The sequence below is a fragment of the Streptomyces sp. R35 genome, assembly GCF_041053035.1.
Lineage (GTDB): Bacteria > Actinomycetota > Actinomycetes > Streptomycetales > Streptomycetaceae > Streptomyces > Streptomyces lutosisoli.
On the sequence record NZ_CP163440.1, the window covers coordinates 4,640,559 to 4,656,000 of the forward strand.

At 71.6% G+C, this 15,442-nt stretch carries 12 protein-coding genes and 1 tRNA gene; 7 read left to right on the forward strand and 6 right to left on the reverse strand.

What is annotated here, in order from left to right; genetic code table 11:
* The first annotated feature begins 35 nt into the window (after nt 1–35).
* Nucleotides 36–1,532 carry an MFS transporter gene (locus AB5J50_RS21145; protein WP_369265463.1) on the forward strand — a complete coding sequence of 499 codons (1,497 nt, stop codon included), beginning with the start codon at nt 36–38 and terminating at the stop codon, nt 1,530–1,532.
* An 81-nt stretch (nt 1,533–1,613) separates the two neighbouring features.
* Here AB5J50_RS21145 and AB5J50_RS21150 read toward each other — a convergent pair whose 3' ends face one another.
* Nucleotides 1,614–2,375 carry an SDR family oxidoreductase gene (locus AB5J50_RS21150; RefSeq protein ID WP_369259999.1) on the reverse strand — a complete coding sequence of 254 codons (762 nt, stop codon included), beginning with the start codon at nt 2,373–2,375 and terminating at the stop codon, nt 1,614–1,616.
* Between the two features lie 156 nt (nt 2,376–2,531).
* Nucleotides 2,532–3,422 (reverse strand): LysR family transcriptional regulator, encoded by an 891-nt coding sequence (locus tag AB5J50_RS21155; RefSeq protein WP_369260000.1) that lies wholly within the window; start codon nt 3,420–3,422, stop codon nt 2,532–2,534.
* Nucleotides 3,423–3,666: 244 nt separating this feature from the next.
* Between AB5J50_RS21155 and AB5J50_RS21160 the strand changes: the two genes are divergently transcribed.
* Entirely contained in the window at nt 3,667–4,266 is a 600-nt protein-coding gene (locus tag AB5J50_RS21160; protein ID WP_369260001.1) for a DUF485 domain-containing protein, read from the forward strand.
* A 77-nt stretch (nt 4,267–4,343) separates the two neighbouring features.
* Nucleotides 4,344–5,978: a cation acetate symporter gene (locus AB5J50_RS21165; RefSeq protein ID WP_369265464.1), complete on the forward strand. Its 1,635-nt coding sequence runs from the start codon at nt 4,344–4,346 to the stop codon at nt 5,976–5,978.
* Nucleotides 5,979–5,995: 17 nt separating this feature from the next.
* Here the strand turns inward: AB5J50_RS21165 and AB5J50_RS21170 are convergent, their stop codons facing one another.
* The 3 genes from AB5J50_RS21170 to AB5J50_RS21180 all read right to left on the reverse strand — a co-directional run bounded on the left by AB5J50_RS21170 (nt 5,996) and on the right by AB5J50_RS21180 (nt 11,349).
* The gene (locus tag AB5J50_RS21170; RefSeq protein ID WP_369260002.1) at nt 5,996–6,883 is read right to left on the reverse strand and encodes a DivIVA domain-containing protein; all 888 of its coding nucleotides are present in this window, start codon (nt 6,881–6,883) and stop codon (nt 5,996–5,998) included.
* 325 nt (nt 6,884–7,208) lie between these two features.
* Nucleotides 7,209–10,319, reverse strand: coding sequence for an SUKH-4 family immunity protein (locus tag AB5J50_RS21175; RefSeq protein WP_369260003.1), 3,111 nt, complete (start codon nt 10,317–10,319; stop codon nt 7,209–7,211).
* Between the two features lie 7 nt (nt 10,320–10,326).
* A complete protein-coding gene (locus AB5J50_RS21180; RefSeq protein WP_369260004.1) occupies nt 10,327–11,349 on the reverse strand; it encodes an SMI1/KNR4 family protein in 1,023 nt (340 codons plus the stop codon).
* Between the two features lie 229 nt (nt 11,350–11,578).
* Here AB5J50_RS21180 and AB5J50_RS21185 point away from each other — a divergent pair, with 229 nt between their 5' ends.
* Both AB5J50_RS21185 and AB5J50_RS21190 read left to right on the forward strand, forming a co-directional pair.
* Nucleotides 11,579–12,082, forward strand: coding sequence for a YwqJ-related putative deaminase (locus AB5J50_RS21185; protein ID WP_330305115.1), 504 nt, complete (start codon nt 11,579–11,581; stop codon nt 12,080–12,082).
* Between the two features lie 71 nt (nt 12,083–12,153).
* Nucleotides 12,154–12,648 carry an SUKH-3 domain-containing protein gene (locus AB5J50_RS21190; protein WP_327435061.1) on the forward strand — a complete coding sequence of 165 codons (495 nt, stop codon included), beginning with the start codon at nt 12,154–12,156 and terminating at the stop codon, nt 12,646–12,648.
* 326 nt (nt 12,649–12,974) lie between these two features.
* On the opposite strand, the gene AB5J50_RS21195 is transcribed toward AB5J50_RS21190, so the two are convergent.
* Nucleotides 12,975–14,315, reverse strand: coding sequence for a sensor histidine kinase (locus AB5J50_RS21195; protein WP_369260005.1), 1,341 nt, complete (start codon nt 14,313–14,315; stop codon nt 12,975–12,977).
* Between the two features lie 167 nt (nt 14,316–14,482).
* Here AB5J50_RS21195 and AB5J50_RS21200 point away from each other — a divergent pair, with 167 nt between their 5' ends.
* Both AB5J50_RS21200 and AB5J50_RS21205 read left to right on the forward strand, forming a co-directional pair.
* Nucleotides 14,483–15,340: a hypothetical protein gene (locus AB5J50_RS21200; protein WP_369260006.1), complete on the forward strand. Its 858-nt coding sequence runs from the start codon at nt 14,483–14,485 to the stop codon at nt 15,338–15,340.
* A 27-nt stretch (nt 15,341–15,367) separates the two neighbouring features.
* Nucleotides 15,368–15,442 (forward strand) — tRNA-Gln (locus AB5J50_RS21205).

Sequence of the window (15,442 nt, forward strand, 5' to 3'; positions counted from 1 at the left end):
GGGGAAGGAATCTCGTGGACCAGGGGGAAACCGGCATACGGGCCGCGGATACGGGCACGGTCGGCGCGTCACCGAACACCCGCCGGCGCCGCGCCGTCGTCGCCGCTCTCATGCTCGCGATGGCGCTGGCCGCGCTCGACTCCACCATCGTCTCGACGGCCGTACCGCAGATCGTCGGCGACCTCGGCGGCTTCTCCGTCTTCTCCTGGCTGTTCTCGGGATACCTGCTGGCCGTGACGGTCACGCTCCCCGTCTACGGCAAACTCTCCGACACCTTCGGCCGCAAACCGGTCCTCGTCGCGGGCGCCGCCCTCTTCCTCGCCGGCTCCCTGCTCTGTGCCACCGCCTGGAACATGGCCGCGCTCATCGCCTTCCGCATCGTGCAGGGCCTGGGCGGCGGCGCCCTCCAGGGCACGGTGCAGACGCTCGCCGCCGACCTCTACCCGCTCAAGGAACGCCCCAAGATCCAGGCCAAGCTGTCCACCGTGTGGGCGACCTCGGCGGTCGCGGGTCCCGCGCTGGGCGGAGTCCTCGCGGCGTACGCCGACTGGCGGTGGATCTTCCTCATCAACCTGCCGATCGGCGCGCTCGCGCTGTGGCTGATCGCCCGCCATCTGCACGAGCCCGTACGCGAGACGACTCACCGCCCTCGGATCGACTGGGCGGGCGCCCTCGCCGTCTTCGCCTGCGGCGGCGTCCTGCTCACCGCGCTGGTGCAGGGCGGCGTCGCCTGGGACTGGCTGTCGGCGCCCTCGATCGCCCTGTTCGGAGCGGGACTCGCCCTGGTCGCGGTCGTCGTGGTGGTCGAGCGGCGGGCCGCCGAGCCGATCATCCCGGGCTGGGTGTGGCGCCGCCGTACGATCGCGGCGGTGAACCTGGCGCTCGGCGCGCTGGGCCTGCTCATGGTCGCGCCCACGGTCTTCCTGCCCACCTACGCGCAAGCGGTCCTCGGCCTGGCCCCCATCGCCGCCGGATTCGTGCTCTCCGTATGGACGTTGAGCTGGCCGGTGTCCGCGGCGCTCAGCCAGCACGTGTACCGGCGCATCGGCTTCCGCAACACCGCGATGCTCGGCATCGGCACGGCCACCCTGCTCCTGCTCGCCTTCCCCTTCCTGCCCTATCCGGGCGAGCCCTGGCAGCCCGCCCTGCTGATGCTCCTGCTGGGCGGCGCGCTGGGCCTGTTCCAGCTCCCCCTGCTCATCGGCGTCCAGTCGACCGTCGGCTGGGCCGAACGCGGCACGACCACCGCGTCAGTCCTCTTCTGCCGCCAGACCGGACAGACCATGGGCGCCGCCCTGTTCGGCGCGGTCGCCAACGGGGTACTGGCCGCGCGGCTCGGCGGCGCCGGGGACCTCGACTCGGTGACCCGCGCCCTGGACTCGGGCGTCCCCACCGAACATCTGCGGCACGCGGTCGCCGACGCCGTCCACGCCGTCTATCTGGGCGCGGCCTGCGCGGCCGCGCTCTCCTTCCTGATCCTGCTGTTCGTCGCACCGCGCCGCTTTCCGGTGCTCAACAACCCTGGGGACTGAGGGAGTCCGAGGAAGTCCGGGGGAGTCCGAGGGGGCCATGGACCGGGCGGCCCCGACGGCCGGGACGGCCCCGGCGGCCCTTCAGACGAGGCGGTGGCCACCGTCGGCGTGCAGCACTGTCGCGGTGATGAACCTGTTGTGCATCAACGCCAGCAGGGCCTCGGCGATGTCGTGCGGCGCGCCGATCCGGCCGACCGGCAGCCGCTGCGCCATCGCGTCGAGCCGCGCCTGCTTCCCGTCACCGGCGATGGTGTCCCAGATGGGGGTGTCGACCCAGCCCGGCGACAGGGCGTTCACGCGGATCGGCGCGAGCTCCAGGGCGAGGGCGTACGTCAGCGAGGCGAGGGCACCGTTGACCGCGGCGACCATCGAGCCGCCGGGGGCCGGACGGTAGGCGGCGATCCCCGAGGTGAAGGTGATCGATCCGCCCGAAGTAAGGTGCGGCGCGGCGTACTTGGCGAGCAGCACGGCCCCGAACAGCTTGGAGTCGACGAGCCGGCGTCCGGCCTCCAGGTCGAAGGAGGTGATCGGCTGATAGGCGCCGGTGGCGTCGGCCGCGGTGAGGACGACGTGGTCGATCGCGCCGACCGTCTCCCCGACCGTCTTGAAGAGCCGCTCGGTGTCGGGCTCGCTGGTGATGTCGGCGGCGACTGCGCGCAGCCGGTCGCCCCCGCCCAACTGCCGTTCGGCCGCGGCGAGTCGCTCCGGGGACCGGCCGACGATCGTGACGTCGGCGCCACCGGCGAGCGCGCTCTCGGCCAGGGCCAGGCCCATTCCGGAACTGCCGCCGACGATGACGATGCGTTCGGGCGAGGTGTCAGGTGCGGGTACGGATGCAGGCATCGGAGATACCGGTGCAGGTACCGGAGATACCGGTGCAGGTACCGCTGATACCGGTGCAGACACAGATTCAGGCATGCCCGCAGGAGATCACCGGCGTCGGCCGAGCGTCCATGTCGTATTCCCGAATTGGCGTGAGGCGCACGCTAACGCCGCTGGTCAGGAGGGTTCCACCCTGCCGCCGGACAGTGCCGCGAGGACGGCGTGCACCGCCGGGTCCCGGCTCTCGGAGTGCCAGGCGGCGGCGTACCCGACCACGAGCGGCCGCCCCCGCAACGGCCGCCACGCCAGGTCGGGCAGGGCGGCCCCGCGCGCCGAACTCAGCCCGATCGCGGCGGGGAGCAGCGGAAGTGCCGACCGCAGCTGCGCATGGCCCATCGCGCTGTCGCTGAGTGCGATGCCGGCGCCGCCGGACCGCAGGGTCTCCAGCACCCGGTCGTGCAGGCCCGGTGCCGACTCCCGGGGAAACAGGATGAGTTCCTGCCCCGCCAGATCGGCGAGGTCGAGGGTGTCGCGGTCCGTCAGCGGATGCCCCGCCGACATCAGCACCCCGAGTTCCTCCTCGGCGACCGGCGTCTGCCGCAGGGCGGCGGGCAGGGTCACCGGGGAGCGCAGCAGCGCCAGGTCGACCTCACCGGCGTCGAGCAGCCGCACCTGCGCGGCCGTGGTGCCGCCCGTCATGACCGTCCGGCAGCCGGGCACCCGGGCCGCCAGTACGTCCTCGATCCGGGCGGGCAACCACGGCGGTACCCCGTTGAGCAGCCCGAGCCGCAGCACCGGCGCGGCGACGCCCGCCGTACGCCGGGTCGCGCGCAGCGCCTCCTCCGCGGAGCGCAACACGTCCTGGGCCGCGCGCAGCAGGACCCGGCCGGCGGGTGTGAGGTCGACACCGCGGCTGTGCCGGATCAGCAGCGGCGCGCCGACCTCACGCTCCACCGCCTTGATCTGCTGGCTGAGCGTGGGCGTCGAGATGTGCAGCCGCGCCGCCGCGCGCCCGAAGTGGAGCTCCTGGGCGACCGCCACGAAGTACCGCATCTGCCGGAGTTCCACCGGATCATCGTAGAAGGACCCGGCTCGACCCGGCTGCCCCACCAGCAGATCGCGCCCCTTCAGCCACGCGGGTGGATGTGCGTAAACGCGGGTAACACCCCAGGTCACGGAAGTAAGCGCATACCGACCACTCAGTTTGGCGAAAGCGCCGCGCACCTTGGCTACCTGCGAGTAGCGTGCGCGCTGCTCACCCCCCAGCTCCCTGCGGTCCGCACCGGGCCCGAGCCACGCAAGGAGAAACGGGATGCCAGACGCGTTCTCGTCCCCCGAGTACCAGCCACCACGCCCGCCGCCGTACCGATCCTCATCACCACCGCCGCACCGCCCGTCGTCCCCACCGCCGTACCAACCGTCGTACCAACCGTCGTACCAGTACCAACAGTTCGCGGAGTCCTCGGAGTTCCCAGAGTTTCCGGAGTTCCCTGAGTCCCCGGAGTTCCCTGAGTCCCCGACCAGTTACTCCCCCTCCTACGTCACCTATCCCTGGCAACCCCCGCCGCCCGAACCCGCGAGACAGCGCCTGCCGCGCCACCACGCGCTGGGGCACCACAGCGACATCCGGCTCCTGCGCGGCGCGTACCGGTGGCAGCGGCGCGTGGCGACGCTCACCGCGCTCGGGTACTTCACCCTGTTCCTCCTCCTGTCGGCGTTCGCGCCGGGACTGATGACGAGCACGGTGTCCGGCGGGCTGTCGACCGGGCTGCTGCTCGGGCTGCTGCAAGTGCCCGTCACCTGCCTGGCGATCGGGCTGTACGAGTACACGGCGCGCCGGCGCGTCGACCCGATCGCGGACCGGATCCGCAAGCAGGCCGAACTGGACGCGAAGCGGGAGGCGGCACGATGACGGGGTCGAACGGATTGAACGGCGTGAACGGCTTGAACGAGTTGGCCGGCTCGAACGGGGTGACCGGCTTGAACGGGTTGACCGGGTTCAGCAGTTCCGCGCAGGCCATGTCGCTGGTGGCGTTCACGGCGGTGGCCACGATCACGCTGCTGCTGTGCGTGATGACCGGCCCCGACCGTGACGACCTGGATGAGTTCTACACGGGGTACGGATCGCTGTCGCCGATGCGCAACGGTCTTGCCATCGCCGGGGATTACATCTCCGCGGCGACCGTGCTCGGCACCGGCGGAGTGATCGCGCTGGCCGGATACGACGGTGTCGTACTGGCGCTCAGCACGGCCCTCTCCCTCATGCTGCTGATGTTCCTGCTGGCCGAACCGCTGCGCAACGCGGGCCGGTTCACCATGGGTGACGCGCTCGCGCGACGGATGCCGGGCCGCGCGGTCCGTATCACGGCGTGTGCGGTGACCCTCGTCGCGTTGCTGCCGCTGATGCTGGTGCAACTAGCGGGCGCCGGGGACCTGTTGGCGTTCATCCTCGGCTTCTCCAACGACTCCCTCAAGACGGGGTGTGTCATCGGGCTGGGCGCGCTGATGATCAGCTACGCGGCGATCGGCGGCATGAAGGGCACCGCCCTCATCCAGATCCTGAAGATCGTGATGCTTCTCGGGTCGGGCGCCGTCGTCGCCGTACTCGTCCTCAGCCGCTTCGACTGGAACCCGGGCGCCCTGCTGGACGCGGCGGCCCAGAACAGCGGCGTGGGCTCCGCGTTCCTCCACTCGGGCCTCCAGTTCGCCGGTGGCTCCAACCCCCGCCTGGACATGATCACTTCGGAGCTGACCGTCGTCCTCGGCGGAGCCTGTCTCCCCCACGTCACCATGCGCATGTACACGGCGGGCAGCGCCCGGCAGGTGCGCCGCTCGATGTCCTGGGCGGTGCCGTGCGTGGCGCTGTTCGTGCTGGTCATCACGGTCGTCGGGTTCGGCGCCACGGCGCTGATCGGGCGCGGGACGATCGCGGGCGCGGATCCGCAGGGCAACACGGCGTATCTGCTGGGCTCGCGCGCGGCGTTCGGCCCGGACGTCTCGACGTTCGAGACCCTCCTGTTCACCACCGTCACCACGGCGATCTTCCTGACGCTGCTGGCCTCGGTCGCCGGGATGATCCTCGCCTGCGCCAACTCCCTCGCCCACGACGTCTTCGCCCGCAGCGGGCTGCTGCGGGGCCGCCGCCACGACGACGAACTGTCCCCCCGGCGCGAGATGCTCCTGGCACGCCTCTCCGCCCTGGCGGTCGGCGCCCCGACAATCCTGCTGGCCACCCTCGTCCAGCACCGCAGCCTGCAGCCCCTGGCCACCCTCTCCTTCTGCCTCGGCGCCTCCGCGATAGCGCCCGCGCTGGTCTACAGCCTCTTCTGGCGCCGCTACACCCGCACCGGCCTCCTCGCCACCCTCATCGGCGGCACCCTCACCGTCCTCCTCCTCATGCCCGGCACCAACCTCGTCTCCGGCTCCCCCACCTCCGCCTTCCCCGAAGCCGACTTCAACTGGTTCCCGTTCACCACGACGGGCATCGTGTCCATCCCGCTGGGCTTCGCGTACGGGTGGCTGGGGACGGTGGCTTCGGGGCGGCGGAAGGCGGAGGAGCAGAGGAGGCAGTACGAGGCGGTGGAGGGGTGGATTCTGGCGGGGGCGGTGAGGAGGGGAGGTTAGAGGGAGCCGGCGCCCGCCTACTCCGCGGGGGCGCGCCCCGTCAGGGCGGTGAGACTCGTCCGTACATGGTCCATATGTGCCCGCACGTCGTCCCACCGCTCCCCGTGCTCACGCAACACCCGCTCAGTCTCCCGAGCAATCCGCTCCTCCCGCACCCGCGCCTCCACCAGCACCTCCTCCGCCCGCGCCACGGCATCCTCCTGCCGCCGCCGAGCCGACTCCTCCGCCTCGGCGAACGCCCGCTCCGCCTCGGACAGCCCCGCCTCGGCACGCGCCACCCGCTCGACATGGTGCGCGTCGAGCGCGGCTTCCCGCTCGACGGCCGCGCGTTCCGTCTCCGCCCACCGTTCGGCGTACTCCTTCTCCTGCTCACCGAGCAGCCCCTCCGTACGGTGCCGCATCTCCCGCAACGCGGCCAGCGCCTCCCCACGGCTCTCCTTGATGTCGCGGCGGGCCGAGATCCGCGCCTCGTCGGCCTCGGCACGGGCGGCGAGCATCCGCTGCCGGGCGCGCTCCTCGGCGTCGCCGCGCACCTCGTCGGCGTACGCCTGCGCGGCCTCGCGCACCCGCCGCCCCGCCGCCTCCGCCTCGTCGACGACCCGTTGGGCCTCGCGGCGCGCGGTGTCACGTACGGACGCGGCCTCCTCCTCGCCGAGTTCGAAGATCCGCCGGGCACGCTCCCCGAGCTTCTCGTACGTCTGCGGAGCGAGCCGCGCCACGACCTCGCGCAGCCGCTCCGCCTCGGCGTCCATCTCCTTGGCCAGCACGGTCAGCCGCGCGGCCCGCTCCCACGCGGCGTCGCGGTCCCGGGAGAGCTCCGCGGCGTACGCGTCGACCTGCTCGGGACGGTAACCACGCCCCCGTACAGCCATGAAGCCGTGCGGCGACACCGATGCGCTGCTCATCCTCGGACCCCTCTCCACCTGACACACACGAAATGACGAACGATTTCGCGCACATCTTGATGGATCACACGGAAGTGTTCATAACGCGACACTCCGCCCATCCATCCGGCCAAAGATGAGTCATTTGAGGTCAGAAGCCGGAATCGCACCGTCGCGAGGCACCACCAACGGGAACTGTTCGCCCTTCATACGGCCCCACCACGACGACATCGCCGCCCGGGAACCCCCGCACTCATGACCACACGAAAGAGGCGCCCGACCCGTCACACAGGTCGAGCGCCTCATCAACATGTCTGCCTACTTATGCCCGCCCATGTCGGCGGACTTACAGCAGCCCATCCCACATCTGCTCCAGCAGAACCGACCACCAGCTCTCCGGCGAACCGAGCGCCGCCGGGTCGAGGGAGGCGAGCTGGGCCTGGAAGTCGACGGTCCAGCGGCCCGCCTGCTCCTGGTTGAGCCCGAAGCGCAGCCGCCACATACGGCCGAGCAGGGCCAGGCAGCGCGCGAACTCGGGCAGGCCCGTGTTCACGAACTGCGGCGGCACCGGGGCACCGCCCGGACCCGCCTCCACCGGCACGGCCACGATGTTCGCCGTGCCGTACTGCACACAGATCGCCTTGCCGAAGTCGCTGCCCATGACGAGGTACGAGCCCGCGTCCGAGGCCGCCTGCACCCCACGCTCCTGCGCCAGCTCGGCGAGCGTGGGCACCGGACGTCCCGGCTGGGCCTGCGCCCAGAAGAACGGCCCCATGTCGACCGGAAGTCCGGCCACCACCAGCGTGTGCGCCACGATGTTCGGCACACCCTGCCGCGACACCGCCGCCTGGTCGAACCGGAACACCCCCGGCCCGAACGCCGCCGCCATCTCCTGCCCGATCGCCTCCGGCGGGATCGGCGGCGCGGGCTGCACCGGCGGAATCGGCGCCCGCACCGGCGCCGGACGCGCCGGCCCGTCCGCCACCTGATGCAACTCACCCTGGTGCGCCAGCAGTTGGTGCATGCCCTGCTGACGGCTCGCGTGGTCCGTACCGTACGGCGCGATGCTCGTGATCCGCGCCTGCGGCCACGTCTCCCGGATCATCCGCGCGCAGTACGCGCCCGGCAGCTCACACGACTCCAACTCCGTGTGCAGTTCCAACACTTGCTGCGGCGGCACATTCATCGCCCGCAGCTCATGCAGGATCTGCCACTCCGGATGCGGCGTACCCGGCGCCGAACGCCGAATCAGCTGCTGCTCCGAACCGTCCTGCGCGCGATACCGCAGTACGGCCTGGTAGCCGGGCCCGACCGTCGGCTGCCCCGCCTGCGGATAGCCGTACGCCGGCGGCTGCTGACCGGGAGGCATCGGCTGCCCCGGCATGGGCTGTCCCGGCAACGGCTGGGGGGCGCCCATCGGCATACCGGGGGCTTGCGGGGGCGGCGGCGCGCCGGGACCACCAACGGGCGGCCCCGCCAGCATCGTCGCGGCATGGTGAACATCACCCGAAGGCGTACCCCCCGGAGGCTGCGGCGCACCAGGAGCGCCCGGCGCACCAGGCATACCCGGGGCGCCCGGCGGCAACGGCGCGCCGGGCCCGCCCACCGCAGGCCCCGCCAACATCGTCGCAGCATGGTGAACACCACCCGGAGGCGTACCACCGGGAGGCTGCGGCGCACCAGGAGCACCAGGCGCCCCGACCTGCCCCGGAGCACCAGGCACGCCGGGCGCACCGGGAACACCAGGAGCGCCCGGAGGCATGGGCGCGCCCGGCGCACCAGGCATACCCGGGGCGCCCGGCGGCAACGGCGCGCCGGGCCCGCCCACCGCAGGCCCCGCCAACATCGTCGCAGCATGGTGAACACCACCCGGAGGCGTACCACCGGGAGGCTGCGGCGCACCGGGAGCACCGGGCGCCCCGGGCGCACTCGGTGCGCCGGGCGCGGAAGGCGCACCCGCAAGCCCCTCGGGTCCGTCCGGACCGAGCTGCGAGACAAGCTGTGTCGGCACGTACCCGCCCGCGGGGGTGCCCGGAGCTCCCGGCCCGGACTGCGGAGGCGGCGTACCCCCCGGCCGCGCACCCGGCACACCGGGGGCGCTCGGCGGATGCGGCGCGCTCGCTCCAGCACCGCGCGCCCCCCGAGGCGGCGCCTGCGCCTTGCTGGTCGCGGCGTCGGCGATGTCACCGGCGTTGGGCGGCAGGGGGCGCGAGGGCGCGGCGGGCGGAGGCGTGCCAGGGGCGCCCGGAGCCTGCGGTGCGCGGGGCGGCGGCGTACCCGGCACCCCACCCGGCCCCTGCGGGAACCCGTACGCGGGCGCACCAGGCGGAGGCGTGCCCTGCGCACCACCAGGAACCGGCGCACCAGGAGGAGGCGTACCGGGGACGGCCGAACCCTGCGGAGCACCCGGCGGCGGCGTACCCGGCGCACCACCCGGCCCCTGCGGATAGCCGTACGAGGGCGCGACCGGCGGCGTCGCACCCTGAGGCGCTCCGGGACCCTGCATGCCCGGCCCCTGCGAAGGGCCGGACGGGAGCGGCGCGTTCGGGGCGTCGACCGCGGGCGCCAGCGCCGTGCGCGGAAGTTGGCTGCCCCCGGACATCAGGGCGGTCTTGGCATCCGGCGTCGCGGCGGGCGGCGGGGTGTGGGCGTCGTCGAGATCGGTGAGCGGCGGCGCGAACACGGTCGCCGGAAGCGGTACCGAACGGTCGTCACCGGCGTCGGCGTTCGTGTCGGTCCCCGCCCACGGGGTCGCCGCGGAGGGCACACCCGGCGTCACGGCGTCCTGCGGACCCGAGCCCGGTTCGTCGGCGGCCGCGGCCGCGGGCCACGGCGTACCCCCACCGGGAGCCGAAGGCGCACCCGGCGCGGAAGGCGCAGCGTGCACCCCCGGCGCGGAAGGCACCCCGGGCGCCCCCGACTGCCCGGGCACACCCGGCACCGAACTCCCGCTCCCGGAAGCCCCATTCACGGACCCGCCACCCAAGGACGCATCCCCGCCCGGAACAGCACCGGAAGCGGCAGCCGGACGAGACCCAGCCCCGTCGGACGCGCCCGCACCCGCACCCGCCCGCCGATCCGGAATCCCCAACTTGTCCGCGGCCTCCTGCAGCCACTCCGGGGGACTCAACAGGAACGACGTCTGGTTCAGGTCGACCCGGGCCGGAGGCGCCGGCGCCGGTTCCGGGGACGCGTCCGGCACCCCGTACTCCTCCTCGTACCGGCGAATCACCTCACCCACCGGCAGCGCGGGCCACAGCGTGGCCTCACCACTGTCCCGCGCGATGACGAGCCGCTGCGCACCCCCGTCGGAGCGCGGACCGTCCACACGGTCCTCGGCCCACACCACGAATCCGAGTTCGAACTCGCGCACCCGCACCTCACGATGCTGGTACCCGGGCACATCCCCGTTGATCCACTCTTCCGCGCGCTCCTGCGCCTGCGCGAAGGTCACCATCGGAAGTTCACTCCCCCACCGAGGACGTCGAAGACACTGAAGACGCCGAAGACACTGAAGAGACGGGCACGGCGCGCGCGAAGCCGCCGTCCACCATCAGGTTCGCCACCGTCTCCAGCTCCGGCGGATTGCCCGCGAGCCGGGACAGGAACTGGTCGAAGTCGTCACCGCAGCGCAGCAGCAGCCGCTGCACCCGCTCCGCCGGCGCCCAGGCGTCCTGGTCGCGGGCATCGTCGTACGCGCAGAACCAGACCGACCCGATCGAGTCGCCCTTCACCTTCACGGCCAACAACCCGCCCTGGACGAAACCAACACCCAAGTAATCCTTGGTCAGATGGTCGCGCAGGCACTTGTTGACATAGACGAGGTCATTGACGGCCGCCTCGTCGCGCACCGTGAAGAACGGCTGATCCACCAGCAGCCCCAACTCGGCATCGAGCGCGGCACCCACCGGCGCACACCCGCCCGCCGCCTTCAGGAAGGACCGATAGGCACCCGGCAGCCGATAGCCGAGATCCTCCTCGACCCCCAGCACCTGCTGCTCGGTCACCGCGACCGACGCCTTCGGCAGCCCGAAGTGCGCGGGCCGCGTCTCCTGCAACGGCCGCGTGCCCCGCTTGTTCTGGTCCACAGCCGAGGTCGCGATACCGCCGTGATGCCGCAGCAACGCCTTCACCTCGACGGGGACCAGCTCCAACCGCCGCGTACCCGGCACGTGGTGCCAGGTCCAGCCGTGCGGGGTCGCCACCGACGGAATCGTGTCCCACAAGTCATGCCCGGTGGCGGCCAGCGCGGCGTTCGCCGAGACATAGTCGGTCAGCCTCAACTCGTCGACACCGAAACCCTCAGGAGGCTCGGCGATCTCCGCCGCGGCACGCGCGTAGAGCGAGAAGTCGGGGTAGCCGTGCTCGTCGATCCGCACACCTCTGGGGTGGCGGGCGGCCCGGACCGGATCCGGGAAATGCACGACCTGCCCGGCGTAGGCCGCGTTCGGCGGCGCGGCTTGCTGCCCGAGCCGACCTGTCGTCATGGCGGTTGCCCCCTGCGGCGTTCTCAATAGCGGTATGGATCGTGGATGTCGACAGCCTATGCGGTTGAACGACACCGGTCACCGGGCCTCCGGTTCCGTGACCTGCCGTCACCCCGCCGTGACGGTACGACGAAGACCGGGCGTGTCGCACCGCCCCAGCTTCCGCACCCGCCACGCCATTTGGCAGTCTGTCTCCGCACCGGGGGATGCATGGGAGGGAAGAACGATCATGAACGCGACGCATACGGGCACGTCCGGGGACCCACGAGTCGGCTGGAGCAGCGCCGAGGCACCCCACGCCCCCACCCTCCTGCACCGCCGCGACGGCATACTTCCCACCGTCGCCGCCGCCCTCTCCGTACGCGGCGCGACCCTCACCGGCACAGCGGCCCGCGGCGACCAGCCCCCTGCCCTCCACCCGCTGGTGCAGGACTTCCTCGACACCCTCACCAGCGCACAGCGCGACCGCTTCACCGGCCGCTGCGCCGAGGCCATCCTCATCTCCCGGCACATCGCCTCCGTCGACGCCGCCCGCAGCAAACGTGCCGCCCGCAAGCCGATGACCAACGGCGAGGCCCGCAAGGCACTCAAGCAGGCCAAACTCACCGCCCGCCGCATCCGCGAGGACGGCGACCCCCTGCACGGCAGCTTCGCCGCACCCTGCCGCTCCTGCACGGCACTCAGCGACCACTTCGGCGTACGCATCGTCGACCCGGCAACCCCGGACGCCTGACACCCACTCACGCACGACTACGACGGCGTCCCGCCACGCCGATGTCCCAACCCTCGACGAACGAAGGGCAGATGCACGCCGACCGCTCCTCCTCCACACGCTTCTCCGTACCCGTGGACGCCGCGCTGCGCTCCGCGGGGTGGCAGCCCGGGCGCTGGGACATAAAGCAGGCCGAGTACTGGGCCGACGCGCTGCGCGGACACGCGTCGCCGGCCGGGCACCGGCACTCCGTGTTCCCCGCGGCCGTGGAAGCGTGGGCGGAGTTCGGCGGCCTCCGCGTCACCGCGCAGGGCCCCGGCCGTCAGGTCGCCCCCGCCGCCCTCCATCTCGACCCCCTGCACGGCCTCCACATGGCCCGCACCCTCGGCGACCTCGGCCGCGCGCTGGACACCGAGGTGTGCCCCCTCGGCGAGGAGCCCGACACCCGCGCCCTCCTCGCCATCGACGCCGAGGGGCGCGTCTACACCCTCGACCACACCGGCGACTGGTACCTCGGCCCCGACATCGACACCGCCCTCACCACCCTCCTCTCCGGCATAGAACCGCCCCGCCTCACCGCCGGCTGACCCCACAGACTTCCTTCGCCCCCGCCGCCAAGGCCTCCGGCAAGTAGCAGTGGGGTTGTTCGTCGGCTGCGGGTGGGTGGGGGCTTGTCGCGCAGTTCCCCGCGCCCCTTACGGGGCGCTCCAGGAACCGTCGCGTTACACGCACCCGCAGTCGGCGACGCACAGAAGGGGCCGTGCCGGTACGTCCAGCCCGTCGCTTACGTGGTTATGGCCAAGTTCATGCTGTGGCAGCAAACAGCAATGCCCACCGGCGACGGGCTGGACGTACCGGCACGGCCCCGCCCCACAACAAACCGCCGAGCCGCCCCGCCCCCCCAACAAAACACCTACGTCGGAATCACCGCAGACACCCGAAACCCACCCCCATCAGTAGGCCCGGACACAAACACGCCCCCCAGCGCGGCAACCCGCTCCTTCATCCCCAGCAGGCCATTCCCCCCACTGGGCAGATGCACCGACGACACCGCCCCCGGCTCCGGCGGGCACTCGTTCTCCACCTGCATCGCGATCTCGGAAACCCGATGAGCCAGCCGGACATACGTCTTCGCACCCGCCGCGTGCTTGTGGACGTTCGTCAACGCCTCCTGCACCACGCGGTACGTCGTCTGCTCGACCTCCGGCGCATAGGCCCGCGCATCACCCTCCACCGACAGATCAACCACCATCCCCGCAGCCGCCGACTGCCCGATGAGCTCGTCCAGCTCAGCAAGGCACGGCCCCTCCGCGGACCCGGAATCACCGGCCGCCCGAGACGCCGCCGCAGCAGCAGCCACCCCCACCGCCGCCAGCGGCACAGACGGCACAGACGGCACCGGCTGCACCCGCGCCGCCGACCCCGCCCCCGACCCGTCCCCCGTACGCAAAACCCCCAGCATCTCCCGCAACTCGGTCAGCGCCTGCCGCCCCATGTCCCCGACCAGCGCCGCGTTCCTCACGGCCTTCTCGGGATCCTTCCGAGCCACGGCCTGCAACGCCGCCGCATGCACCACCATCAGACTCACCCGATGCGCGACCACGTCATGCATCTCACGGGCGATCCGCGTCCGCTCCTCGTTCCGCGCCCACTCCGCCCGCTCCTCCGCCCGCTCGGCAAGCAGCATCAGCTCCCGCTCCAACGAGTCCGCCCGCTCCCGCAAGCTCTCCATCAGCCGCCGCCGCGCCCCCATGTACAGCCCGAGCAGAACGGGCGGAGCCGTCATCCCGATGGCGGTCGTAAGAGAAGCGAAGGGGACGAACCAGTCCCCCATGGTCACGTCCCCCCGCACCACACCCTGGTGCGCCCGCACGTACGTGACGATCAGCATCCCGGCGAAGGACATCCCCGCCAGCGCCCCGATGATCCGCCGCGGCAGCTCGGACGCGGCGAGCGTGTACAGCCCGACGAGGCCCATGAGGTACCCCATCTGGGCGGGCGTGATGGCGATGGACACCAGCACGACGGCGATCGGCCACTTCCGCCGCAGCAGCAGCACGGACCCGGCGACAACCCCGAACCCCACCCCCACCGGAACGGGCAACCCCGCGTCATGGGCGAACCGAATCCCTTCGCCCGCGCATTCGACCGCCGACGCCAGCGCCAGACTCGCGTCGAGCACCGCACTGCGCCACCTGACCCACCACCACGGCCCGGTCCCGGCCGCGGTGTGCTCTTCCCCCGTCGTGGTCATGCCTCCAGCCTACGGTCGGCCCCCGCCCCTTTTCCGGTGAGTTTCGGCTACTGGCCTACACCACGCTCCGCAATCGAACAGAAGCGAAACCTGCCGGTATCCCTCGAACTGCTGAATCGCTCACCGTTCGACCCCGGAAGCCTCCATTCCGCCCGGACGGTATGCCTATGGCACACGCACAGGGCAAGTACGCGGATTTCGAGGGGCTGCGGGAGCGGGCGGTGACCTTGCGGCGAGCGGGGTTCAGCCTTCGGCAGATCCGCGACGAGCTCCAGGTCCACAACAAGGAGACCCTTCAACGCCTCGTCGAGGGCGAGCCGCCCCCGGAATGGACGAAGCGCCCGAACGCGAAGGACGACCTGCGCGACAGGGCTCGCGAGCTGCGTCAGCAAGGCTGGACCTACAACGAGATCCAGGCGGAGCTCGGGTGCTCGAAGAGTTCGGTATCGCTCTGGGTGCGAGATCTGCCTCACCCGGAACCCCGCTGCACCCCGGAGGAACAGCGCGCACGCATGAACGCGGGGCTCGCACGACTGCGCGCCTCACAGGACCGCGAACGCGAGGAAACCAAACGGGCGGCTGCCGCAGAGATCGGAGAACTCTCCGACCGCGAGCTCTTCCTCCTCGGCGTCGGCCTCTACTGGGCAGAGGGCGCCAAAGACAAGCCCTACAGCCGCCGAGAGCAGGTCCTCTTCGTCAACAGCGACCCGGGAATGATCTCCGTGTTCCTCGCCTGGCTCAATCTCCTCCAGGTCGAGCGGGACCGTCTGCGCTTCCGCGTGATGATCCACGAATCCGCCGATGTGGCCGCGGCCGAGCGCTACTGGGCCGATCACATCGGAGGCGACAGCCACCTCTTCAACAAGACGACCCTCAAGAAGCACAACCCCAAGACGGTCCGCAAGAACGTCGGCGACAACTACCGGGGCTGCCTCGTGATCTACGTTCGCCAGAGTGCCGATCTGTACCGTCGCATTGAAGGCGCCTGGTACGGCATAGTGTTGGGTGCCGACTCGGCGACCTGACCAAATGTCCGGTTTAGCCGAGTTTGATCCCCCGTGGTGTAATTGGCAGCACTGTGGCTTTTGGTGCCATCTGTCCGGGTTCAAGTCCTGGCGGGGGAGCCA

Bases quoted from the DNA above. Each gene is read 5' to 3' on its own strand.
- AB5J50_RS21180 (WP_369260004.1), bottom strand. From the start codon at position 11,349: ATGACGACAGGTCGGCTCGGGCAGCAAGCCGCGCCGCCGAACGCGGCC.
- AB5J50_RS21160 (WP_369260001.1), top strand. From the start codon at position 3,667: ATGCCAGACGCGTTCTCGTCCCCCGAGTACCAGCCACCACGCCCGCCG.
- AB5J50_RS21175 (WP_369260003.1), bottom strand. From the start codon at position 10,319: ATGGTGACCTTCGCGCAGGCGCAGGAGCGCGCGGAAGAGTGGATCAAC.
- AB5J50_RS21195 (WP_369260005.1), bottom strand. From the start codon at position 14,315: ATGACCACGACGGGGGAAGAGCACACCGCGGCCGGGACCGGGCCGTGG.
- AB5J50_RS21170 (WP_369260002.1), bottom strand. From the start codon at position 6,883: ATGAGCAGCGCATCGGTGTCGCCGCACGGCTTCATGGCTGTACGGGGG.
- AB5J50_RS21150 (WP_369259999.1), bottom strand. From the start codon at position 2,375: ATGCCTGCATCCGTACCCGCACCTGACACCTCGCCCGAACGCATCGTC.
- AB5J50_RS21185 (WP_330305115.1), top strand. From the start codon at position 11,579: ATGAACGCGACGCATACGGGCACGTCCGGGGACCCACGAGTCGGCTGG.
- AB5J50_RS21200 (WP_369260006.1), top strand. From the start codon at position 14,483: ATGGCACACGCACAGGGCAAGTACGCGGATTTCGAGGGGCTGCGGGAG.
- AB5J50_RS21190 (WP_327435061.1), top strand. From the start codon at position 12,154: ATGCACGCCGACCGCTCCTCCTCCACACGCTTCTCCGTACCCGTGGAC.